Below are 22347 nucleotides of genomic sequence, written 5' to 3' on the forward strand. Positions count from 1 at the left end.
GCCGGTGTCCGTACGCCGGCCGCCACCGCGGCTCAGATCCCCCGACCGCGCTTGTGCAGCGTGCGCAGCACCGCGTCGGCCCGGACCACCCGGCCGGCGACCGCGAGCGCCAGGTAGGCGCGGGGCTCGCGGGGATTGCGCCGCAGGGTGCGCCGGGCCCAGCGCAGCGCGCCGCGGGGATCGCCGGAGGCAGCCCGGGCGAACGCGATCTGCCCGGTCACCCGGGCCTCGCCGGCCGGTTGGCCGCCGAACTCCGGGTAGCGCTGCAACAGCCACTGCAACGCCTCGGAGATGGTGTCCCAGCGCTGCGCGAAGTACGAGCGCTTGTGCCAGCGGACCAGCACCGACGGGGTGCGCAGGTTGATCAGCGGTGCGCTGCGCGCGGCCCGGAGCAGGAACTCGTAGTCCTCCGCGTAGCTGCCCGGGATCTCCTCGTCGACCAGCCCGAACCCGTCGCGCAGCGCGGCGGCGCGGATCAGGAAGGTGGACGGGTGCAGCTCCGTCATCCGGTCCCGCAACAGGTCGTCCAGGGTGATCCGGTCCCGGTCGAGCACCCGGTCGACGGTGTGCCCGTCGTAGCTGACCCGGATGCCGCAGCAGACGAACTCGGCCGCCGGGTCGGCGACCAACGCGTCGACCTGGGCGGCCAGCTTGCCGGGCAGCCACTCGTCGTCGTCGTCGCAGAACGCGACCAGCTCGCCCTCGGCGGCCAGGGTGCCGCTGTTGCGCGCCCCGGCGAGGCCCGGCGTGCGTTCGTTGCGGATTACCCGCACCGTGCGGTCCGGGCCGGACAGCCCGGTCAGCGACTCGTCCGGCGTGGACTGGTCGAACACCACCACGACCTCGATCGGGCCCGGGTACTCCTGGGCCAGGATCGCCCGCACCGCGGCGCGCAGCAGCTCCGGACGGTCCCGGGTGGGCACCACGGCGCTGACGCTCGGCTGTCGGGTCATCGGGTCTCCTCCGCACCGCGGCCGGACCGCGTCCAGAACCGCCACCGGGACTGGCGCCGGGTCGATCGGGCCACCAGGTCCTCCACGATCTGCCCGACGCGGGCCACCGCCGCCCGCTGCGCCTCGTGCGCCTCGGGGTCGGCGGCCACCGCGTACCGGGACGGGTCGGCCAGCCCGGCGGCCAGCGCGGCGTGCAGCGCCTCCCGGGTCTCGCAGAGCGCCACCAGCCCGGCGGCGCCGAGCCGGCGGGCGAAGAGCTGCTGGTGGTCGTCGACGTGCTCGCCGCGCGCCGGGTCACGGGGCACCACGATGGGCAGGTGGCCGTGCCGGCGAGCCTCCAGGATGGTCGCCGGGCCACCGTGGCAGACCACCAGGTCGGCTTCGGCCATCGCCCGCTGCAACGCGTCGTGACCGAGGAACGGCACCGCGCCGGGCACGCGCGGCGCCGGGGTGTGCCCGTGCTGCACGGTCAGCCCGACCCGATCGGGGGCCTGCGCGTGCCACTGCGCCAGCCAGTCGACGAGCCGGTCGAACGGGTGCTTGTCGGTGCCGACCGCGACCAGCAGCCGGATCTGGGTGGCCGGCGTGGCTTCGCGCTGGCGCGGCAGCAGGGACGACTCCGGCACGGGAACGATCCGTGGCGGCTGCGGACGGCGGGCGGTGCCCGTCTCCCCGGTCACAGCAGCGTCCCCACGACGGTGGCCTCCGGGTACTGCCGCCGCTGCTCGTCCCACTGCACCAGCATCGCGGACAGGAACGGCCGGCAGAGCCGGGCGGTCAGCGTCGGAGTGTCGATCCGGTCGTACACCTCGATGTAGACGGTCGGGATGCGCCGCAGCCGGGCCAGCACCACGAACGGCACGGCCACCCCGGCGCCGGTGGTGACCACCGCGGCGACCCGCCGACGCCGCAACACCCGCCAGGCCAGCAGCGCGTTGCGCAGCAGGTTCGGCACGTTGCGGGTGGTCGGGTGGTGCGCCGGCACCAGATCCTCGCCGGCCAGCAGCGACACCGCCTCCGGGGTGTCGAAGGTGACCCAGCAGCGCCGCCAACTCTCGTACCAGGGCCGCAGGGCGAGCAGTTGGGCCAGGTGACCGCCGCTGGAGCCGACCAGCAGCAGCACCGGCGGCTCGCCGTCCTCGTTGTTGTTCGCGTCCACGCGACTCCCCACAAGTTCGCTTGGAATTTCGGTCCACGCCACGCAGCAGCAGATCACAGGTAGCCCGAGCGTTGAATAGGGCGACCGGATGACCAGTCGATCTCCAACCGGTGGCGGTCGCTGCCGTCGACCCTCCGCCACCCATCGACGCTCATCACGAGCAGCAATTCTTCCGTCACGCTACGGCGATGGTCAACGGTCATCGGCGCGGCGAACTGCCGGGTTCAATCGCTATGTCGTTTCTCGATGACGTCCAACAGTGCGGGATGCAGCGCGGCGTTCCAACCCGCGCCGGCGTCGGCCAGCCGCCACGTCCGCAGCCACATCTCCACCAGGTACGCGTCGGCCACCAGCCGGCGCTGCGCCGGGCCCAGGCCGAGCCGGTCGCCGTGCCGGTCCAGGTGCGCGTCGACGTTGAGTGCGGCGGCCGCGGCCGGCTCCCCGCGCAGCACCAGGGCCCGCTGGAAGGCGTCGTGCGCCAGGTCGAAACCGAGCGGCACGTCCGGCCCGCTGTGCTCCCAGTCCCAGGCGACCAACCGGCCGGCGTGCCGGCCCAGGTTCCACGGCACCCAGTCGCCGTGCCAGTGGCCGAACTCGACCTCGGTGTCGCCGTGGCGGCGGGCCAGCGCGGCGACCGCGGCGACCGCCCGCGCGCCGGCCGGCCCGGTCGCGGCGGCGCGGTCGGCCTGCGCGGCCAGCCGGGTCAGGAACGTGGACCCGGCCACTGCGCGGGGCGCGCCAGCCGGGCCGCCGCGGCGGGCGACGGCGAGCAGCGCCGCGATGCGCGGCGGGTCGTCGACCGGAACGCCGCGTACCGCCGGCGGCAGCGGCTCGATCACCGCGACCACCTGGCCGGCCCACGCCGTCTCGGTGAGCAGCCCCGGCGGGACCGGGTGGTCGGCGACGCCGGCCACCGCGCGCAACGACCGCAGCGCCGCCGCCTCGGCGGTGACCAGCGCGCGGGTGGCGTCGTTCCAGCCGATCTTCGCGTAACCGCGGGGGCGACCGTCGACGGTGAACAGTTGCAGGGTCGGCTTCCCGTTCGGGTCGGGCGGTCGGACCCCGCACGCGGCGAGCAGCGGCGTACCGCCGAGCGCGTCGGCGAGCCGCTCGGTCAGCAGCAGGTCGGCCGCGGGCACGCCGGCCGGCACCGACACCGTCAGCGTCGGGAAGGGCGCCAGCCCCACTGCGCCGAACCGGGCCAGCCCGCCGAGCACCGCCCGCAACGCGCGCACCTTCGGTGGCCGCAGCGCGTTGTACGCCAGCAGCGACGCCGCCCCGGCGCGGGGTGCGCCCAACGGCACCAGGAACCGCGCCCGGGCCACCGAGGGCACCACGGCGTACCGGGCGACCGCCCGGTGGCCGGGCGGCGGGGCGCCGCCCACGGTCAGGCCGACCCGCTCGTCCGGGAAGACCGCACGGCTCACCCAGCCCAGCCCGTCCACCCGGGACCGCGGGTCGGTGGCCGGGGCGACCTGGGTGGTCACGCCGCCCGGTCCGCCCAGTCGAGGGACAGCCCGAGCCGCTGGCGCAGCGCGTCGTTGTACGGCCGGTAGTAGTCGGTCAGCTCCGCGCGCACCGCCGGCTCCAGGGGTGCCGAGCGCCGGTCGTTGTAGACCTTGAAGCTCGGCAGGTCGTGCGGCGGCAACCCGAGGAAATCCAGGGTGCGCCGGTAGGTCGCGCGGGAGTCGCGGTAGAGGTCCTCACTGGGCAGGAAGAGGATCTGCCTCCGGTCGAAGCGCTCCAGCCACGGCTCCAGGTGCTCCAGGTAGCGCCCCCGGGCCCGGTACGTGTACCAGTCGTACGGCTCGCTGAAGGACTCCGGCTCGGCGATCAGCCGCTCCCGCTCCCCCGCCGTACGCTCCGGCTCGGCGGCCAACGCGGCGGCGAAGTCCAGTGGCTCGATGCCGTGCGTGCGGCGCTCCTTCCAGTGCGAGTACGCCCGCTCCACCGGGTCCCGCAGCAGCACGATCAGCTTCACCGTCGGCATCAGCGCGGCGACCCGCTGCGCGGCCAGCGGGTGGAACATGTACAGCGGTGCGGCCTCCCCGACGCGGACCGGCCCGCCGTGCCGCTTGGCCAGCGCCTCCCGCTGCCGCTCGGTCGGGAAGTGCGAGCGGTACCACGCCTCGCCGCGACCCCAGTGCTCCTCGAAGTAGTGCGCCGACTTCGTGTTCCACGCGGGAAAGAGCCGGGGCACCAGCGGGTGCTGGATGAGGTAGTTCCACAGCGAGGTGGTGCCGCCCCGCTTGGTGCCGATGATCAGGAAGTCCGGCAGGGGCCGCCGGTCACTCGTACGGACCCCGTAGTCGACCAGGGACTCCTTCACCAGACTGGTCACCTGGGTCGGGACCAACTGCTTGACCCGGTCACGGATGGACGCCACGACGGACCTCACCTGCCTCTCGTCGACGCCGCGGCCGGCTCGGCGGCCGTGGCCGCACCGTCCCGCCCACGGATCTGCCTCATGGTCACCCGGATGCCGGCGCGCACCCGGGGCAACGTCAACAAGCCGACGCAACCGGCCAGCAGCACGCCCAGCGCCACCACCAGGCCGGGCAGGCCGCGGCCGCCGGCCAGCACGCCGACGGCCGCCGCCAGGCCGACACCGGCCACGGTGGCCACCGCCGCGCGCACCGTCGCGGCGTCGACCAGCGGCTCCCGCACCACCGACCGGGCGAACGCGGCGGCCGTGAGGTTCTCGGTGGCGATGCCGGCGGCCCAGGCCAGCGCCGCACCCGTGGCGCCCTGCCCGGGGATCAGCCAGAGCCCCAGCGAGACCGTCATGGTCAGCCCGGCCAGGGTGGCCACCAGGTGCAGCCCGCTGCGCCCGCCCATCAGCAGCAGGCTCTGTACGTTGCCCACTCCGGTGTTGACCAGCATCGCCAGCGCGAGCACCGTCATCGCCGGCACGCCGGCGGTGAACTCCGGCCCGAACAGCTGGAGGAAGGCCAGCGCGAAGACCGCCAGCAGCAGGTACACCGGCCAGGACAGCACCAGCCCCCAGATGGTGAGCTGCCGGTGCACGGCCGCCGCGGCGGCCCGCTCGCCCCGCCCGAGCAGGCGGGACAGCTGCGGTGACACCGCCACCCGCAGGCCCTGCATGGCCAGTTGGCCGGCGAGCACGTACCGGCCGACCGCGCCGAACACCCCGGCGTCCGCCGGTCCGGCCAGCACCGAGGTGAGCAGCACGCCCACCCACATGCTGCCCGCGTCGATGGCCGCCGAGGCGGCCCGGGGCAACGCGAAGCGCCAGAACGTCGACCAGTCGGCCCGGCGGGGTCGCAGCGCGGCGCCCCGGCCCAGCCCGAGCGGGCCGGCCACCAGGGTGAGGCAGGCCAGCAGCGCCAGCGCCGCCGGCACCAGCCAGCCGGTCATGCCGGCGAGCAGGCCGCCGCCGGCCAGCGCGGCAGCGCCGACCAGCACCGGCCGGGCCACCGGCAGCAGCAGGAACTGCACCCCGACGTACGCCCTGATGGGCCGCACGCAGCGCAGCGCGGCCAGCAGCAGGGTCATCGCGACCACCACCGGCACCGCGGCGAAGGTGACCGTGAGCAGCGTGTCGCCGCCCTCGCCGGAGCCGCGCAGCAGCCGGGGGGCGAGCGCGTCGGCGGTCAGCGCGCCGGCGCCGGCGACCAGGAACCCGGCCAGCAGCGGCGGGATCAGCGCCACCGGAAGCACCCGGGCCGCGTCGCCCCGGGCACCGACGCGGCGCCGGGGCAGCGCCCACATCAGACCGGTCTCCGCGCCGAGCGTGCAGACGGCGGTGGCCACGGTGACGACCCCGATAGCGGCGAAGAAGGCGCCCGCGCCCGCCGTGCCGTACCCCCGGGTGATCACCACGGCGAGCACGAAGCCGAACAGGCCGCTGGTGGCCGCGCCGAGCAGCCCGGCGACGCCACTGCGCGCGCTGCGCCGGGTCTCCGCCGAGCCGGCGTCCGCCGCCGCGACAGCCACCGGCGACGCGGGTACCGGTGGCGGGTGGTCCGGGCCGGCGGGCGGCCGGGTCGTGGCGGTCATGCCGGCACCGCCGCGGTCCGCGGGGCCGGCGGCCGCAGGGCGGCCAAGCGGCTCAACCGCTCCCGCTCGCTGAGCGCCATCGCGAAGGCGACGGCGAAGAACGCGACCGCCAGGTTCTGGTTGGCCATGCCGTAGAACGGGATCTGCACCAGGCAGACCACCGGCACCACGGCCAGCCACTGCCCGGCCGCCGAGGTCGCCCGGGCGCAGATCACCGCGGCGGCCAGGAACCACGCCAGGAAGCAGATCAACGCCGGTACGCCGTGACTGAACAGCACCATCCACAGCTGCCCCTGCGTGCCGATCGGCGCGGCCGCGGAGACCGTGTCCACGTTCACCGGCGCGCCGTAGCCCAGCCACGGCGACTCCTGCACCCGGCGGATCACCTCGGTGTACAGCGAGAGTCGGTCGGTGTTGGTGTCACTGGAGTCGACCCGTTTGCTGATCAGGTCGGTGATCGGGATGAACAGCGTGGCCAGCGCGCCGATCACCACCACGCCGACGATCGACGCGGCGACCCGGACGTTGCCGCGCAGGCTGGCCCGCACCCCCAGCACCGCCAGCCCGGCGCCGAGGCTGAGGAACATCGCCCGGTTGAGGGTGAGGAACGCCGGCGCCAGCGACAGCGGCAGCGAGGCCAGCAGCGCCCAGCGCAGCAGCCCCCGCCGGCGCAGCATGGCGAAGGCCACCACGCAGGGCAGGGTCATGGCGTACGCGCTGCCGTAGTTGTTGGTGTACGCGAACGGCGCGGCCGGCCGGTAGATCGGGTTGAGCGAGCGGGCGCTGTACTCCGCGGTGGCCAGGTGCACCATGTCCTGGATGAACGGGGTGCGGGCCACGCCGGCGGGCAGCAGCACCTCCACCGGGGTGGTCATCGCCAGCCGGGGCACCAGCACCCCGAGCCAGCCCAGCACCACCAGCGCGAACCAGAACGCGCAGAGCGGGGCGAGCACCACCACCAGGTCGGCGCGCTCGCGGGCGGCGGCGTAGACGTAGACCCCGACCACCAGCGCGGTCACGTAGAAGGCCAGCCGCAGCGCGAACGTCAGCAGGGACGCCGGGGACGACAGCTGGGTGGCGCTGACCAGCACGATGGCCAGGAACAGCAGCCAGATGCCGGCCGCCGGAGGAAGTGGCACCCGGCCCCGGGTGAGCAGCAGTGCCAGCAGCAGCGCACCCAGCAGCGGCCAGCCGAGGTAGAACGCCCCGAGCAGCCACCAGACCGGCACCAGGCCGAACATCAGTGACAGCGGCCAGAGCGGCAGCCGGGGTGGCGTCGGGGGCGGCGGTGACATCGGCACTCCGACCGGCGGGGAGCCGCCGGGCGGCGGATCGGTCGCCGGGGCGCGGGTTGCCGACACCCGTCAGGCCCGGCCGTTGCGGGTGAGCACGAAGCCGAGCGGGGTCACCCCGGCGGCGCGGAGCCTCTCCACCAGGCGCCGCAGGTCGCTCTGTCGGGTGCGGTCCCGCTCGACGACGACCACCGCGCAGCCCTGCCGGGCCACCGCGACGCCGCGCTCGTCGGACTCCGCGGGCGGGGCGTTGAACAACACCAGCCCGTGGTCCGCGCCCTGGCGCCAGGTGCCGAACCGGACGCTGCCCACCCCAACGCTCACCTCGTCCGGTGAGGCGGGCCGGCCGTTCTCCGCGCGGGCGGAGGCCACCCGGGGCAGCGTCAGCGTCGCGTCCGGGTCGGTGGACGGGCGGGCGCCGGGCGGGTGCGGGGACGGCCGACGTGCCGCGTTCTCGGCGGTGGCGCCGGCCGGGGCCGGGGTGCCCGCCGGACGGGGCTTGGGCACCAGTGGCCGGGACGGGTCGATGGGCAACCGCCCACGGTCGGCGAGCACCGCGGCGCGCAGCCGCTCGGCGCGCCCGCTGTCGTCGGCGACGAAGACCTCGCGCCCGTCGGAGGCGAGCGCCACGGCGAGCCCGGCGGTGAGGCTCGTTGCGTCCTCCCGGGCGGTGACCAGCGCCACCCGGGCGGGCTGGTGGACTCGCTCGGCGACCGCCATCGCCACGTACCGGATGTCCGCGTCGACCGCCCGAGGGCTGCCCCGGAACGAGGGCCGGCGCACCGTGCCGAGCAGCGGCAGGCCGGTCGCGTCCCGGCCGTCGGCCACCGAGCGGACCCGCCGGTCGGTGGACTCCCACACGTACGCCAGCACGACGCCGACCAGCGCGCCGCCGAGCAGGCCGGCGATCAGGAACAGCGGCCGGTGCCCGGCGGAGGAGACCAGCGCCCGCTCGGCGGTCTGGGTGACCCAGCCGGGGTTGATGTCGACCGCGGCGATCTCGGTACGGGCGGCGTTGAGCTGGGTGAGCTGGTTGTTGATGCCGGCCAGCTCGGCGAGCGCGGCGTCCCCGGCGGCGGTGTCCTTGGCGCTGTTCGCCCGCTTCTGCACCGCCGTCTGCTGGGCGACGACCTTGGTGATGCTGGCGTCGTACGAGCGCAGCATCTCGGCGCGCTGCTGCTCGTACATGTTGCGCCGCACGTCCAGGTAGGCCTGGGCGGCCAGGTTGGCGCTTTGCACCGCCCGCTGGGCGTCCTGGGCCTGGTAGCTGAAACGCAGGATCTGCCCGCCGGTGGGCACCTCGACCTCGAGGGCGTCGCGAATGTCGCGCGGGTCGCCGCCGGCGGAGTCGGCGAGCCGCTGGACCACCTCGGTGCCGGTGGCGATGCCGCTCTCCACGTTCATGTTGACCGCGCGGTCGGCGCCCGCGCCGCTGGGGGTGAACGCGTCGGTCACCACCGGCCGGACGGCCACCACGGCGCTCGCGGTCTGCGCCGCCGGCACCAGCACCAGGTAGCCGAGCGCGGCCAGCAGACCGACGGCGGCCACCGCCACGACGAGCCGCAGGCGGTGCATCGGCACCCGGAGCAGGTCGGTCAGCGTGACGGAACGGGCGGCGCCGGTGGACGAGCCGTCGGTGGGCCAGGAGGCGGGGCCTGCGTCAGTCATGGAACTTCTTCACCGTCTGTTGAGGATTGCCGACGACGACGACGCGAGGTGGCACATCCGTGCGCACCACCGTCGCCGCGCCCACGACGCTGTCCCGGCCGACCCGTACGCCCTTCAGCACCAGGGCGTGCGCGCCGACCCACACGTTGTCCTCGAGGACGATCGGGGCGCGGGTGGCCGGGCCGGGTGGTGCGTGCCGCTGCTCGGGTGCCAGGTTGTGGAAGTCGTTGTCGAGCAGCTCGCAGTCCGACAGCAGGCACCGGTCCCCCACGGTCACCGACGTCCAGGTGCCGATCCAGGTGGCGTTGAGCAGGCAGTCCTCGCCGACGCGCACCTCACCCGGGCCGGCGAAGCGGACCAGCTTGTTCAACCGTGTCCGGTCGCCGATGCTCACCCGGACTCCGCGGCGCAGCCGGATCCGGCCCCGGATCTCCACGTCCCGACCGAGCGTCAGTCGTCGGTAGCGGAGCCGGTACCAGCCACGTTTGATCGCGAAGACCAGCCGTACCGCGTGTTTCGCGCGGATGCCAGCGGCGCCGACCAACGACCCTCCCCCATGTTGCGGGGCCGGCGGCGGTGCTACCGCCGCCGGCCCCAGGTGAACAATCTACCGATGTTCGGTTACGAACGGTTAGCCGCTACTGCACCGAGAAGAACGTCGACGGAGTGGACCACGACAGGCCGGGGGTCGCGAGCGTGATCACGGTTGCCGTGGTGCCGTCGACCACCACGCTGGGCGCGGCCGTCGGGTCGAACGCCACGCTGCGCAGCGTGCCGTCGGTGGCGCCGTAGACGATCTTGCCGCCCACCCAGGCCATGCCGCGCACCCCGGACCACGGCACGCCGGTCGTCGGCAGGGTGAACTCGGTGGCACCGAGGTAGTTGCCGTCGATTTCGAAGTAGCGGTAGTAGAGGTTGTTGGCGCCGGTACGGGTGTAGTAGAGCCGGCCGTCGAGGAAGAAGGCGCCGGTCAGCGCGGCGGGGTTGAACCAGTCGTTGTAGCCCGACGCCTCCCACGGCGCCCCGATCGCCCCGCCGTTGAACAGCGAGACGTCGATCCGGCTGCCGGTGGGCGTGCCGGCCACCGTGTGCGACCAGTAGATCCGGTCGTCGACCCGCCAGGTCGCGCCGGCCGCCGTGTAGGCGGGCTGGCTGACGGTGGTCGGGCTGCCCAGCGTGGCGCCGTCGAACGGCACCTTGGCCAGGGTGCCCGAAGCGGTGCCCAGGTAGAGGTTGCCGGTGGTCGCGGACGGCGGGTTCTTCGGGTTGAAGGTACGGCCGCCGGCGAGGGGGAACATGCCGAGCCGACCGTGGTACTCCTCGCCCATCCCGTCGGAGTTCTGCCCGAAGTAGAGGCCGTCCGAGCCGCGCCAGAGCACCGGCACCGCCGAGCCCCAGTTGCTGGTGCCCGCGGGCATCGAGGCGCTGCCGCTGCGGCGCGGGTTCCAGTTCACCGGCATACCGGTGGCCGGGGTGACCGCGGCGATGCCGAGCCGGTCCACCGCGCCCGCGCCGGCCGCGTCGACACCGTTGGGGTTGTTCACCCAGCGGAAGTGCCCACCGAGGTAGATGACGTTGTCGGCGACCTCGACCGAGGTGATGGTGTCGTTGCCGGTGTAGTCGACCCAGGTGGCGAGCTGGTTGGCGCCGCGGGCGGCGGTCTCGAAGCGGACCAGCGCGTCGCAGTACGCGGCCGGCCAGCCGGCGCCGCCGTTGGTGCCGACCACGAACCAGCTGCCGTCGCCACCGAACTTCACGTCCTGCACGTAGTGCACGAAGGTCGCCGGCGCCGCGCACGGCGGGACGAACTTCTCGGTGCTCCAGTCGATCAGGGCGGGCGTCGCGGAGAGGTCGACCAGCGCCATCTGGTTGCGCGGCTGGTCGTTGACGTACAGGAAGTTGCCGCCGACGACCAGGGTGTCGCCGTCCGGCGCGACGTCGATCGTCCACACGTACGAGGTGGTGCTGTGCCGCCCGACGGTGGCGTTGATGTTGAAGGTCGGGTCGATCGCACCGGTGGTCGCGTTGAGCCGGCCGAGACCGGCGTGCGCCGTGCCGTTGAGCCAGTTGAACGCGCCGGCCACGTAGAGCCAGTTGTCGTGCAGCACCAGGTCGCGGACGGTGCCGCCGTCGGACCGCCCGACCCAGCTGTCGATGATCGCGCCGGTGGACGGGTTGAGCGCCACCAGGTTCTTGCGGGACACCCCGTTGACGGTCTTGAAGGCGCCGCCGACGATCAGCGTGCCGCCGGGGCCGGCGAGCAGCGTGTTGACCGCGCCGTCGAGCACCGGAAGGAACGTGGTGGAGATGGTGCCGGTGCTGCGGTCGTACGCGAACAGGTAGCGCTGGGTGATCCACGCGGTGCTGGCGGTCTGCCGGATCTGCGTGAAGCTGCCGCCGACGAAGACCGTGTTGCCGACCTGCGCGAACGCGCGCGTCTCGCCGTCCCTGGCGTGCGGGGTGGCGTCGGCCGGGTTCGCCGAGACCAGGGTCGCGGTCTGCGGGACCGGCACGATCGCCGCCGAGGTCGCCGTGGGAACGGTGAGCACCGCGGCGATGGTCACCAGCGCGACCACCCCCGCCTGAGTACGACGTCGTCCGGCGAAACGCCACAAGTGCGAGAGTTTGGGCACGCTGCGCCTCCAGATTGGATGAGAACCCGAGGTAGCGTGCCTCGTCCAGCCTGGTAGGCGATATCCGCCGATTGGGCGGTGCATGGTCAGCAAGCCGACAGAACGCTGGCGGGTCGGGCTTCCGACCCGGTCAGCGAACTGCCGGCACTGCCCTCGTCGTCGCCGTCAGCGGCTCCCTCCGGTGGGCTGCCGCAGGTACGGGTCGCGGCCGGCCTCCGCGAAGCCGGCCAGCGCCGACGCGTCGTGGTTCATCGTCATGTCGCAGGTCGACGTGCGGGTGGTCATGCCGGGCGAGTTGAAGTAGATGGCGGCCTTGATCTTCGGGTGCGCCTTCAGCGCCGCCGGGAACTCCTGGAACCAGCGCTGCTTGGCGCCCCGGTCGGCGGAGTTGAAGTTGGTGCCGAACTCGGCGAGCATCCGCGGCTTGCCGGCGCCGATGCCGTTCTCGTCCAGCCACTTGTAGAAGCTGCCCACGGTGGTGCTCGGGCTCTTCCACACCGTGCTGCCGTTGCAGACGTGGAAGTTGTACGGGTCGTAGGCCACCCAGTCCACGTAGCGGTCACCGGGGTACAGGCCGGCGTACCGGGAGTAGTGGCCGGACCAGCCCATCATCGTCCAGACCCAGACCGCGTTGTCCGCGCCGGCCTTGGCGAACCGCTCGTACACGTAGCGCCAGGCCCGGACGAAGTCGGCGTCACCGCCCTTGCCCGGCTCGTCCTCCGGCTCGTGGTCGAAGCCCATGAAGACCGGCACCTTGGCGTCCCGGATCCGGCCGGCGACCGCGTCGATGGTCGCGTCCTGCCGGCCACTGTAGACGTCGGCCCAGGTCAGGCTGGTGCCGGCGGAGAAGTTGCGCGACTCCCAGGCGAAGAACATGAGCCGACCCTCGCGCATCTGCTGCTGCTCGTACGCGTCCGGGAAGGCGCCGTTGCTGCCGGCGTTGGAGAAGTCGTGGTAGCGGTGCACGATGTCGAACTTCCGGCCGACCTGCGCCTCGACGTCGGTGACCGCCTTGGCGTGGTTCCAGCCGGTGGCCGCTCCCGAGGGCGAGTACATGCCCCACCAGGCGCCGCAGGAGGGGACGAGCTTGTCCGACACCGCGCCGCACGTCCCGGGCGCGACCGTGGGGCTCGCCGACGGGCTGGACGGCCGGGTCGGGGCGATGGTCGGTGACGGCTTCGGCGCGGTGGTGGTCGGCGTCGCGCTCGGCGTCGGCGGCGGCGCCGGGCGGGTGGTCGTCACCGGCGACGGTCGGGCCCCGATGTCGTAGCTGATGACCAGGCGTGGCCGCAGCTCCGGGTCGCGGTTCTCCGCCGACGCCCAGTAGATCCGGGTGTCCAGGCCGGCCTGGGCCAACGACACCGTCCAGGTGCCGTTGCCGGTGACCAGGCGGGAGATGTCCCACTCGTTGAAGCCCTTGGACACCTCGGTCACGGTGTCCAGCGCCGCGCCGGCCGGCGCCGGGGCCGGCCGTGCCTCGCGGGCGCTCAGCGGCGTGGCGTGCGCCGTCACCGTGGCGGGGAACTGCTGCCAGGCGTGCACCCGCAGCGTCGCCCGGACGTTGACCGCGGCGGCCGGCACGGTGGTCACCGCGAACTCGATGACCGCCTCCCGGGCGCCCCGCGGGTTGCCGTCGCAGCGCGCCGCGCACGTCGCGAGGGTCGTCTTGGCGGCGTTGTCGCCGTCCTGCGGCACCATCGTCGCGGTGGTGTCCGCCGTCGCCCGGATCGAGAGGTCGTCGCTGGCCAGCAGCGGCATCATGGTCACCACGATGCCGGCGACAACCGAGCCGCCGACCACGCCGATGGCGATCGCCTTGCGACGGGGGCCGGGGCGGTAGCGGGTGATGCGGTGCAGTCCGTGCCTGCTCAAGGAGAACTCCCTGTGTCTGCTGCCGTAACCGTGAGCAGCGTATCGACGACCACACGATGTCGCCGGGAGGACAGTTTTCCCTAAGCGCGTCTTAACCGTCAGCTAAGGAAGTCGCCCCGGTCACCCGCCGCAGGGCCGCCCGCATCGCCTCCACCGGCGCGGCGACCCCGGTGAACTGCTCGAACTGGCCGACGGCCTGGGCCAGCAGTAGGTCCAGACCGGACACCACCCGCAGGCCCGCCGCGACGGCGGAGGCGGCCAGCGGCGTCGGCCACGGGTCGTAGAGCGCGTCGAAGAAGACCGCGCCCGGCGACCAGGTCACCGCGCCGGCGAGGGGATCGGCGACTCCCTTCGGGACGGTGGAGACGACCACCTCGGCGGCCAGATGCCGGGGCGCGTCGGCCCAGGCGCCGGCGCTCAGCGCGACGCCCAGCGCGCCGGCCACCGGCCGCAGGTCGTCGACCGCCTCGGCACGGCGGGCCACCACGGTCACCGAGGAGCAGGCCAGCCGCGCGGCGGCGGCCAGGGCGGCGCGAGCCGTTCCGCCGGCGCCGAGCACCGTCATGGCGGCACCAGCGGTCACCCCGGCGCCGGTGAGCACCTGGACCATGCCGCCGACGTCGGTGTTGTCCGCGTACCATGAGCCGTCCGGACGACGTACCAGCGTGTTGGCCGCGCCGACGGCGACGGCGACCGGCGAGGCCTCCGCGGCCACCGCGAGCGCCGCCTCCTTGCCCGGCATGGTCACCGACAGCCCGGCCCACTCCGGGCCGAGGCCGGCGACCAGGTCCGGCAACTCCGCCGCGGCGCACTCGATCCGGGTGTACGACCACCCGACCAGCCCGGCCGCCGTGTAGCCGGCGGTGTGGATCACCGGGGAGAGGGAGTGCGCGATCGGTTTGCCCACCACCGCCGCACGTCGTCGCAGCGCCATCAGATGATGCCGGCCTCCCGAGCCTTGGCCTTGTTGCGCTCGTGCTGCTCGGGCGTCTCGGCGAAGGCGGAGTGGCCCTTGTCGTCGATCGCCACAAAGAAGACCCACTTGCCCGGTGGCGGATCCATTGCACCTTCCAAGGCTTCCTTGCCCGGGTTGTTGATCGGGGTGGGGATCAGCCCCCGCAGCTTGCGGTTGTACGGGTTCTTCGGATCGTTAAGCTCGGACTCTGTCATCTGCTTGGACGTCTTGGTCGGTTTGCCGATCGACTCCAGGTAGTAGTTGACCGTGACGTCCATCTCCAGGCAGTTGCACGGGAACTCGCCGTACGCCCGGTTGTAGGCCACCCGGGCGACCTTGCCCAGGTCGTCCTTGTTGCCTGCCTCGGCCTGCGCCAGCGAGGACACGATCAGCGCCTCGTACGGGCTGACCTTGCGCTCGGCCTGCACCCGGTCGGCGAACTTCATCTCGCTGGTCACGGAGAGGAAGTTCTCCACCATCAGCTTGAGGATGCTCTCCGCGGTGGCCTTCGGCGGGATCTCGTAGGTGTCCGGGAAGAGGAAGCCCTCGACGGACTTCGGGGACTTCTTGCCGTCGTCGCGCTTGAACCACCAGTCCGGGATGCCGAGCCCCTCCGGGTCCTTCGCGGCGGCCTGGAAGTCCTTGACCGGGATCTTGGTCTTCTCGGAGAGCAGCTTGTAGATGTTCAGGCTGGTGCGGCCCTCAGGGATGGTCAACCCGTTGACGATCTTGTTCTTCAGGTCGAGCATCGCGGTGACGGCGCTCGCGCCGCTCATCTGCTTGCGCAGCTTGTACGTGCCCGGCTGGATGTTCTTGCTGCGCGAGTTGGCCTCGGCGGCCTCGATGAACGCCTTCTGGCTCTTCACCACGTCGGCGCTGACCAGCGCATCCGCCATGTCGGCGATCAGTGCGCCCTGCTTGATCTCGACGGTGACCTCACCGGTGCCGGCGCCGTCGTAGTCCGGGGTGACGAAGTAGTTCTGGATCCGGTCGAAGCCGTAGAACGCGCCGCCACCGATGCCGCCCAGCAGGAACAGCGCCAGCAGCAGGGCCAGGAACGTCTTGCCGCGCCCCCCGGACCCGCCCTTGCGCTTGCGGACGAACCCGCGCCGGTGCCGGCCCTTCTCCCCCCGCTCCGGCTCATCGAACCCAAGATCCAAATCGTCGATCATTACGTCCGCCTCCGCTGCGCGTCCAGCCAGCTCTGCAGGATCTCCACCGCGGCCGCCTGGTCGACAACCGCACGTTGACGCTTGCCCCGAACGCCACGCTCGGCAAGCCTACGAGAAGCGACCACGGTCGACATCCTCTCGTCGGTAAGCGTTACCGGGACGGGTGCTATCACATCGACCAGTCGGTCAGCGTAAGCCTTCACATGGACAGCCGCCGGACCGTGCTTGCCGGCGAGATTGACCGGAAGCCCGACGACAACCTGGACGGCCTCGTGCTCGGCCACCAACGCTGCGAGCTGGGCAAGGTCGCTCGGCACCGCGTCCGGAGCAGCCGTCAGATCACGGGCCAGGGTGACCAGCGGGGTGGCCAGCACCCCGTCCGGATCCGAGCGGGACACCCCCACCCGGACCTGGCCGACATCCACCCCGATGCGCACCCCACGCGTCAGCCCCGTCACCGGCCGTGACCTCCGGTGAGCGACGAACGATGGTGGCCCATCACGCCTCGTTGATCGCCTTCTCGACGGTGAGCAACAGGTTCGGCGCCTCGGCCGCCGGCAGGCCCCCGCCCTGGGCCAGGTCGGGGCTGCCCCCGCCGCGCCCGGAGAACGCCGCCTTCACCAGATCCGAGGCGGCCAGGCCCCGACCGCGGGCCGCCTGGTTGACCGCCACCACCAGGGACGCCTTGCCGTTCGCGCGAGCCGCCACCGCGACCACCGCCGGCCGCGCCGGGTCGATCTTGCCGCGGATCTCCTGGGCGAGCGTCCGCACGTCGTTGCCGGCCGCGCCCTCCGGCGCCTCGGTGCCCACGTACGCCACCCCGCGCACGTCCCGGGCCTGGGCCGCGAGCGCCGCCGCCCCGCCCAGCACCAGCTGGGCACGCAGCTTCTCCAGCTCCTTCTCCGCGTCCCGGAGCTGGGTGACGGTCTGCTCCACCCGCTCGGCGACCTGCTCGTTGGGCACCCGGTACAGCTCGGCCAGCCGGGAGACCAGCAGGTGCTCGCGGGCCAGGAAGCCGAAGGCGTCCATGCCGACCAGCGCCTCGACCCGGCGGACGCCGGAACCGATCGACGACTCGGAGAGGATCTTCACCAGGCCGAGCTGCGCCGAGCGGGCCACGTGCGTGCCGCCGCACAGCTCCCGGGCGTAGTCGCCGACCTCGACGACCCGCACCTCCTCGCCGTACTTCTCGCCGAAGAGCGCCATCGCCCCGATCCGCCGCGCCTCGTCCAGCGAGGTGATGAAGGCGTGCACCTCCAGGTCGGCCAGGAGCACCTCGTTGACCTGCTGCTCCACGTCGTGCAGCACGCTCGGCGAGACCCCGGTCGGGGTGTTGAAGTCGAACCGCAGGCGGCCCGGCGCGTTCAACGAACCCGCCTGGGTGGCCGAGTCGCCCAGGAAGTTGCGCATGGTCTGGTGCACCAGGTGGGTGGCCGTGTGCGACCGGGAGATCGCCCGCCGCCGAGTGGTGTCGATCTCCGCGTAGCCGGTCTCGCCGGCCCGCACCTCACCCCGGACCACCCGGGCCCGGTGCACGATCAGGCCGGGCACCGGCTGCTGCACATCGAACACCTCGATCTGACCGCCGCCCACGGTGATCACGCCCTGGTCGGGCTGCTGACCACCGCCCTCGGCGTAGAACGGGGTCGTGTCGAGCACCAGCTCGATCGTGTCGCCCTCGGTCGCCGCCTGGCGCGGGCCGTCCTCGCCGAGCAGCGCCCGCACCCGCGACTCGCGAGCCACCTCGCTGTACCCGGTGAACGTCACCGGGCCGTCCGCGTCGAGCACCGCCCGGTACGCCGACACGTCGGTGTGCCCGGTCTTGCGGGCCTGCGCGTCCGCCTTCGCCCGGGTCCGCTGGTCCGCCATCAGCCGGCGGAAGCCCTCGTCGTCGACCGTGAGGCCCTGCTCCGCGGCGATCTCCAGGGTCAGATCGATCGGGAAGCCGTACGTGTCGTGCAGCTGGAACGCCTTCATCCCGGACAGCGCCGTGCCACCCGCGGTGCGGGTCTCCGCGATCGCCGTGTCCAGGATCGTGGTGCCGGCGCGCAGCGTGGACAGGAAGGCCTCCTCCTCCGCGTACGCGTACTGCGAGATGCGGTCGAAGTCGGTCGCCAGCTCCGGGTACGACGGCGCCATGCAGTCCCGCGCCACCGGCAGCAGCTCGGGCAGCGCCCGGTCCTGCCAGCCGAGCAGCCGGATCGACCGGATCGCCCGGCGCATGATGCGGCGCAGCACGTAGCCGCGCCCCTCGTTGCTCGGGGTCACGCCGTCGCCGATCAGCATCAGCGCGGTCCGCACGTGGTCGGCGACCACCCGCAGCCGGACGTCGTCCGGGTGCGACTCGCTGGCCACGTGGCCGGAGTGCGCGCCGTAGCGCTTGCCGGTCAACTCGGCCGCCCGGTCCAGGATCGGCCGGACCTCGTCGATCTCGTAGAGGTTGTCGACCCCCTGCAGGATGGACGCCATCCGCTCCAGGCCCATGCCGGTGTCGATGTTCTTCGCCGGCAGGTCACCCAGGATCGGGTAGTCGTCCTTGGTGGTGCCCGGGCCCCGCTCGAACTGCATGAAGACGAGGTTCCAGAACTCCATGTAGCGGTCCTCGTCGATCGCCGGGCCCCCCTCCCGGCCGTACTCCGGGCCCCGGTCGTAGAACAGCTCCGAGGACGGGCCGCACGGCCCGGGAATGCCCATCGACCAGAAGTTGTCCGCCTTGCCCCGGCGGACAATCCGCTCGGCCGGGACGCCGATCGAGCGCCAGATCTCGAACGCCTCGTCGTCGTCGAGATAGATGGTCGGCCAGATCCGATCCGGGTCGAGGCCGTACCCGCCCTGGTCCTGCGGCTTGGTGATCAGCTCCCAGGCGAGCGGGATCGCCCCCTCCTTGAAGTAGTCACCGAAGGAGAAGTTGCCGTTCATCTGGAAGAACGTGCCGTGCCGGCTGGTCTTGCCGACCTCGTCGATGTCCGGGGTGCGGAGGCACTTCTGCACGCTGACCGCCCGCCGGTACGGCGGGGTCTGCTGGCCCAGGAAATAGGGGACGAACTGCACCATACCGGCGTTGACGAACAGCAGGTTCGGGTCGCTGATGGCGGGCAGCGGAGCGGACGGCACCACGGCGTGGCCGTTCGCCTCGAAGTGCGCGAGGTACCGCCGCTTGATCTCCGCCGTCTTCATCGCTGGTGTTCCTCCGGAAAGATTTCTCGATCGCCGATCCGCGGGTCGTCCCGCAGATCGGCGAACTGGTCGTCGAACGCCTCGCCCTGGGCGAACGCCTGATGGATCTCCTGCTCGCGCTCGGCCATCCCGATCCGAACGTCCTCCACGAAGCTACGCAGCGATTCGACCAGCCCGCCAGCGGATTCCGACAACGTGCTGGCGACGCCGGCCGGGGTGTACGCCTGCGCGGTCCGGGTGACCTTGCGGACCACGACCACACCGACGGCGAGCCCGATGCCGAGCCAGAACAACCGCCTCATGTCTCGCTACCTCCTGGTGCGCCGGCCGGTCAGCGGTTGCCGCGCTTCGCGGCCCGCCGCTGCTGCTTGATGGTGTCGCGCACCTCGCGCTCGGTCTCGGCGTGCCGGCGGCCGGCGGCGGCCTTGCGTACGCCGTAGCCGAACGCGGCCACCTTGACCAGCGGGTTCGCGGCCGCGGCGGAGACCACGGTGGCCAGGTTCGCGACGTTGGCGGTGACGTTCTGCGCGTGGCTGGTCATGGTGTCGACCTTCGCCAGCTGGAGGTTCACGCCGTCGAGCGAGGTCTGCACCTGCTCCAGCGCGACGTTGACGTTCTTCACCGTGGTGTTCACGTCGCCGATCAGCGGCGCGGTCCGATCGTTGAGGTCGTTGATCATCCGGGTGGTGGCGTCCACCGTGTGCCGCAGCCGCAGGATGGGCAGCGTCAGGATCAGCACCAGCACCGCGAACGCACACGCCGCGACCAGCGCCGCAACCTCTCCAATGTCGCCCACGCCTGTCCTCCTCAAGCAGAGTTCCTCAGGACCCGACGTCCCCGGAACGCACAACCTGGTACCCGTGGCGGGCCCGCGGAGCCGTCACCGGTCCGCGGCAGCGGGCTCCGGCCCGCCAGCCCCAGACCCTACCGTCCGTGATGGAGATCGGCTCACGACGGTGAGGGTGTCAGCTCCCCCAGTGGATCCGCGCTGACCGTCGGGAACGGATCCTCTCCGGTCAGTGACGGATCGGTGCTCGGCTGTGGCCTGGTCCGCTCGTCGTCGATCGCGTTGCGTACCTTCACCGACACCAACGAGCCGGTGCACTGCGCCGCAGCGGCCGACGGGTCGGGAGACGGCACGATCGCCGGCTCGCCGTCGACCGGCGGCGGCACGCAGGTCGGCTCGCGCACCCACAGGTCGAGGGTCAACTCGTCGCGACGCCAGCAGGTGTAGCTGCCCTTCGTCTCCTGCTCCGGGCAGCGGGCCACCTTCCACGGCTGCCAACCGTCCTCGCGCAACGCGCTCTCGTAGGCCCGCGCCGTCTCCTCCGGCGACTTCTCCGAGGTGACGGTGCGCTCGCGCAGCCGGCAGTCGAGCAGGCACCAGCGGCTGCCACTGACGTCGTCGACCGTCTTCGCGGCGGCCCATCCCGGCACGTTCAGCTGGTCCAGGTTGTCGAAGACCGGGTCGCGGCTCAGCGTACGGATGCCGAAGAAGAGCGGCACCGCACCGAGCAGCACGACGCTGACCAGCGCCAGCACCGCCGCACGCAGGCGGCGACGCTCGCGCGACTGCCGGCGCGCCTCGGAGCGGGCGCCGGGGGCGTCCTCATCGTCGGATGCGTCCCGACCGGGCGCGCGCAGCGTCGGCGCGGCGGCCGGCTCGGGCGCCGGCCGGTCCACCGGTCCGGTCGGCGGGGGCACCACGGCGGCGGCACGGGCCACGCCGACGGGCTCGCCCGGCCGGCCGGGCGGCGGCACCGGGGCGACGCCGGTCGGTTCGGGGCGGCCGGGCTCCCGGTGCGGCGGCAGCGCACGACCGGCGGCGCGGTCCGCCGGCGCGGGTCGGACGACCGGCGCACCGGCGCGGGCCACCGCGGGCCCGCTGCCGGGCTCACCACCGGCCCGGTCGTCGCCGACGGGCGGCTGCCCGGTGCCGGGCGGGCGGACGGCGGCACGGGCCGGGCCGTCGGGGCGCGGCCGGGGCGGGCCGTCCGGGCCGGCGCCCGGTGCGACGGCGGCACGGGCCGGACCGTCCGGACGCGGCGTGGGGGGACCGTCCGGGCGAGCGCCCGGCGGGACGGCGGCACGGGCCGGGCCGTCCGGGCGGACGGCGCTCCGGGCGGCAGCCTCGGGGCCGGGGCGGGCCGGGCCGTCGGGGCCACGGCGGCCGGCGCCCGAGACCGGCGCGTCGCCAGGGGCGGGTCGGGCCCGGCCGGACGGAGTGGAACGGGCCGCGCCCCGGGGTGCCGCGCCGGGACCGGCGGGACCGCCACCGGGACCGGCGTACGCGTCGTCGGCGTGGTTGCCCGCCGCGCCGGGTCGGCCCGGGCCGGCGGGGCCGTCGTTGCCGGGCCCCGGACGGCGGCGGCGCCCGCTGGGGTCCGGGGTGGCTGCCGGAGCGCCCCGGCGGCCGGTGGGCCGCTCGCCGGCGGCCGGCGGGTAGGTCAGGCCCCCGCTCGGCTGCTCTCCGGTGGACTCCGGCGTGCTGGGCCGCGCGGCGCGGCGACCGGTAGGAGCGTTCGCCCCCGGATCGGGTGGTGGCCCGGCGGCCCGGCGGCCGGTGGCGCGCTCGGCGGCCGGGTCGGGCACGGCGAGCGGGCCGGATGAGCCGTCGGTGAGATCCACACCCGCTGGCGGCGCCGGGCGGCGCTCCCCGGCGGGCGGGTTGCCGCCGCGCCGGTTGACCACCGGCAGGGCCGGGTCGGTGTGCGGCAGGCGGCCGGCCTGGCGCAGCCAGTCGGCTGGCCGCTCCGGGCGGTCCGCCCGTGGCTCGCCGCCGGCCGGCGCGCGTCGGCCCTGCTCGTCCGGGACGGCCCGGCGGCGACCGGTGCCGTCGGCCGGGCCAACGGTGGGCGTGCCGCCGGTGGGACCGGTGGACGCGCCGGGCATCGGTGGCGCGTTGCCCGAGCGGGGCACCACCGGCTCGGCGGGCTCGGCGGCGCGGCGGCGACCGCCGGCGGCCGGGCGGGCGGGCCCACGGCCGGACGGCTCCGGTGCACCCGGGTCGACCGGGCCCGGGCGACGACGGGCGGTACGCGGGTCACGGTCGACGGCGGGGTCGGGTCGTAGGCCATCGGCGACCGGCGGGGTCGCGCCGGCCGGCGGTGCGGCGTCCGGGCGGCGCAGCGGCGGCATCGCGTCCGCGTGGCCACCGGTCCCGGCGGGGGCGGCCCGGCCGCCCGGTGCGGCGGCAGCCGGCCGACGGCCGGTCGGTGGGCCCGAGGTCGGTGGGCCGGCGGGTGCGCCGGTGGGCGACGCCGCCGGGCGGGGCCGGGCCGGGCCGGCTGGCGCGCCGGACGTCGGGCGGGGCCCGGGTGGGCCCGCCGGGTCGCCGCCGGCCGGGCGGGCGGCGGCGGGCGGCGCGGGCGGGGGCGGGGGCGGGTTCCTGCACCTCGACCGGTGGCCCCCGCTGCGCGGGGTGGCGGTGGTGCGGGCGGGCGCGG

The 22347-nt window shown here is 73.9% G+C and carries 19 protein-coding genes; 1 reads left to right on the forward strand and 18 read right to left on the reverse strand.

Annotation, left to right across the window (positions count from 1 at the left end; translation table 11 throughout):
* Positions 1-32: 32 nt before the first annotated feature.
* The 18 genes from AB0K07_RS28720 to AB0K07_RS28805 form a co-directional block, all read right to left on the reverse strand.
* Positions 33-953, reverse strand: coding sequence for a glycosyltransferase (locus tag AB0K07_RS28720; protein ID WP_363760020.1), 921 nt, complete (start codon positions 951-953; stop codon positions 33-35).
* Complete coding sequence (locus AB0K07_RS28725) at positions 950-1579, reverse strand: glycosyltransferase (RefSeq protein ID WP_363760082.1); 630 nt, start codon at positions 1577-1579, stop codon at positions 950-952. Before AB0K07_RS28725 ends, AB0K07_RS28720 begins: the two co-directional genes overlap by 4 nt.
* Positions 1580-1629: 50 nt before the next feature.
* A complete protein-coding gene (locus tag AB0K07_RS28730; protein WP_363760023.1) occupies positions 1630-2112 on the reverse strand; it encodes a UDP-N-acetylglucosamine--LPS N-acetylglucosamine transferase in 483 nt (160 codons plus the stop codon).
* 224 nt (positions 2113-2336) lie between these two features.
* On the reverse strand, positions 2337-3599 hold the full coding sequence (locus AB0K07_RS28735) for a hypothetical protein (protein WP_363760027.1): 1263 nt from the start codon (positions 3597-3599) through the stop codon (positions 2337-2339).
* Positions 3596-4498 carry a sulfotransferase domain-containing protein gene (locus AB0K07_RS28740; protein WP_363760085.1) on the reverse strand — a complete coding sequence of 301 codons (903 nt, stop codon included), beginning with the start codon at positions 4496-4498 and terminating at the stop codon, positions 3596-3598. Before AB0K07_RS28740 ends, AB0K07_RS28735 begins: the two co-directional genes overlap by 4 nt.
* An 8-nt stretch (positions 4499-4506) precedes the next feature.
* A complete protein-coding gene (locus tag AB0K07_RS28745; protein ID WP_363760030.1) occupies positions 4507-6132 on the reverse strand; it encodes a lipopolysaccharide biosynthesis protein in 1626 nt (541 codons plus the stop codon).
* Positions 6129-7427: an O-antigen ligase family protein gene (locus tag AB0K07_RS28750; protein WP_363760033.1), complete on the reverse strand. Its 1299-nt coding sequence runs from the start codon at positions 7425-7427 to the stop codon at positions 6129-6131. Before AB0K07_RS28750 ends, AB0K07_RS28745 begins: the two co-directional genes overlap by 4 nt.
* 69 nt (positions 7428-7496) lie before the next feature.
* Positions 7497-9092, reverse strand: a complete 1596-nt coding sequence (locus AB0K07_RS28755) for a lipopolysaccharide biosynthesis protein (protein ID WP_363760036.1) — start codon at positions 9090-9092, stop codon at positions 7497-7499.
* Positions 9085-9636, reverse strand: a complete 552-nt coding sequence (locus AB0K07_RS28760) for an acyltransferase (protein ID WP_363760039.1) — start codon at positions 9634-9636, stop codon at positions 9085-9087. The genes AB0K07_RS28755 and AB0K07_RS28760 overlap by 8 nt, the downstream gene beginning before the upstream one ends.
* 94 nt (positions 9637-9730) lie before the next feature.
* Positions 9731-11668, reverse strand: coding sequence for a hypothetical protein (locus tag AB0K07_RS28765; RefSeq protein WP_363760042.1), 1938 nt, complete (start codon positions 11666-11668; stop codon positions 9731-9733).
* 222 nt (positions 11669-11890) lie between these two features.
* The gene (locus AB0K07_RS28770; RefSeq protein ID WP_363760045.1) at positions 11891-13597 is read right to left on the reverse strand and encodes a glycosyl hydrolase; all 1707 of its coding nucleotides are present in this window, start codon (positions 13595-13597) and stop codon (positions 11891-11893) included.
* 91 nt (positions 13598-13688) lie between these two features.
* Positions 13689-14531, reverse strand: a complete 843-nt coding sequence (locus AB0K07_RS28775) for a shikimate dehydrogenase (RefSeq protein ID WP_363760048.1) — start codon at positions 14529-14531, stop codon at positions 13689-13691.
* Entirely contained in the window at positions 14531-15724 is a 1194-nt protein-coding gene (mltG, locus tag AB0K07_RS28780) for an endolytic transglycosylase MltG (protein ID WP_363760051.1), read from the reverse strand. The genes AB0K07_RS28775 and mltG overlap by 1 nt, the downstream gene beginning before the upstream one ends.
* Positions 15724-16182 (reverse strand): Holliday junction resolvase RuvX, encoded by a 459-nt coding sequence (ruvX, locus tag AB0K07_RS28785; RefSeq protein ID WP_363760054.1) that lies wholly within the window; start codon positions 16180-16182, stop codon positions 15724-15726. Before ruvX ends, mltG begins: the two co-directional genes overlap by 1 nt.
* A 40-nt stretch (positions 16183-16222) precedes the next feature.
* Complete coding sequence (gene alaS / locus AB0K07_RS28790; RefSeq protein ID WP_363760057.1) at positions 16223-18901, reverse strand: alanine--tRNA ligase; 2679 nt, start codon at positions 18899-18901, stop codon at positions 16223-16225.
* A complete protein-coding gene (locus AB0K07_RS28795; protein WP_363760060.1) occupies positions 18898-19203 on the reverse strand; it encodes a hypothetical protein in 306 nt (101 codons plus the stop codon). The genes alaS and AB0K07_RS28795 overlap by 4 nt, the downstream gene beginning before the upstream one ends.
* Before the next feature lie 29 nt (positions 19204-19232).
* Entirely contained in the window at positions 19233-19697 is a 465-nt protein-coding gene (locus AB0K07_RS28800) for a DUF948 domain-containing protein (protein ID WP_363760062.1), read from the reverse strand.
* Positions 19698-19849: 152 nt separating this feature from the next.
* A complete protein-coding gene (locus tag AB0K07_RS28805; RefSeq protein WP_363760088.1) occupies positions 19850-20545 on the reverse strand; it encodes a hypothetical protein in 696 nt (231 codons plus the stop codon).
* A gap of 1606 nt (positions 20546-22151) precedes the next feature.
* Here AB0K07_RS28805 and AB0K07_RS28810 point away from each other — a divergent pair.
* A partial coding sequence (locus AB0K07_RS28810; protein ID WP_363760064.1) for a hypothetical protein occupies positions 22152-22347 on the forward strand: 196 nt, incomplete at its 3' end.

Origin of the sequence: Micromonospora sp. NPDC049301 (assembly GCF_040678715.1) — a bacterium.
Classification (GTDB): Bacteria; Actinomycetota; Actinomycetes; order Mycobacteriales; family Micromonosporaceae; genus Micromonospora.

Coding starts and splice junctions, on each gene's coding strand:
- AB0K07_RS28745 (WP_363760030.1), bottom strand. CDS start 6,132: ATGACCGCCACGACCCGGCCGCCCGCCGGCCCGGACCACCCGCCACCG.
- alaS (WP_363760057.1), bottom strand. CDS start 18,901: ATGAAGACGGCGGAGATCAAGCGGCGGTACCTCGCGCACTTCGAGGCG.
- AB0K07_RS28775 (WP_363760048.1), bottom strand. CDS start 14,531: ATGGCGCTGCGACGACGTGCGGCGGTGGTGGGCAAACCGATCGCGCAC.
- AB0K07_RS28795 (WP_363760060.1), bottom strand. CDS start 19,203: ATGAGGCGGTTGTTCTGGCTCGGCATCGGGCTCGCCGTCGGTGTGGTC.
- mltG (WP_363760051.1), bottom strand. CDS start 15,724: ATGATCGACGATTTGGATCTTGGGTTCGATGAGCCGGAGCGGGGGGAG.
- AB0K07_RS28755 (WP_363760036.1), bottom strand. CDS start 9,092: ATGACTGACGCAGGCCCCGCCTCCTGGCCCACCGACGGCTCGTCCACC.
- AB0K07_RS28750 (WP_363760033.1), bottom strand. CDS start 7,427: ATGTCACCGCCGCCCCCGACGCCACCCCGGCTGCCGCTCTGGCCGCTG.
- AB0K07_RS28720 (WP_363760020.1), bottom strand. CDS start 953: ATGACCCGACAGCCGAGCGTCAGCGCCGTGGTGCCCACCCGGGACCGT.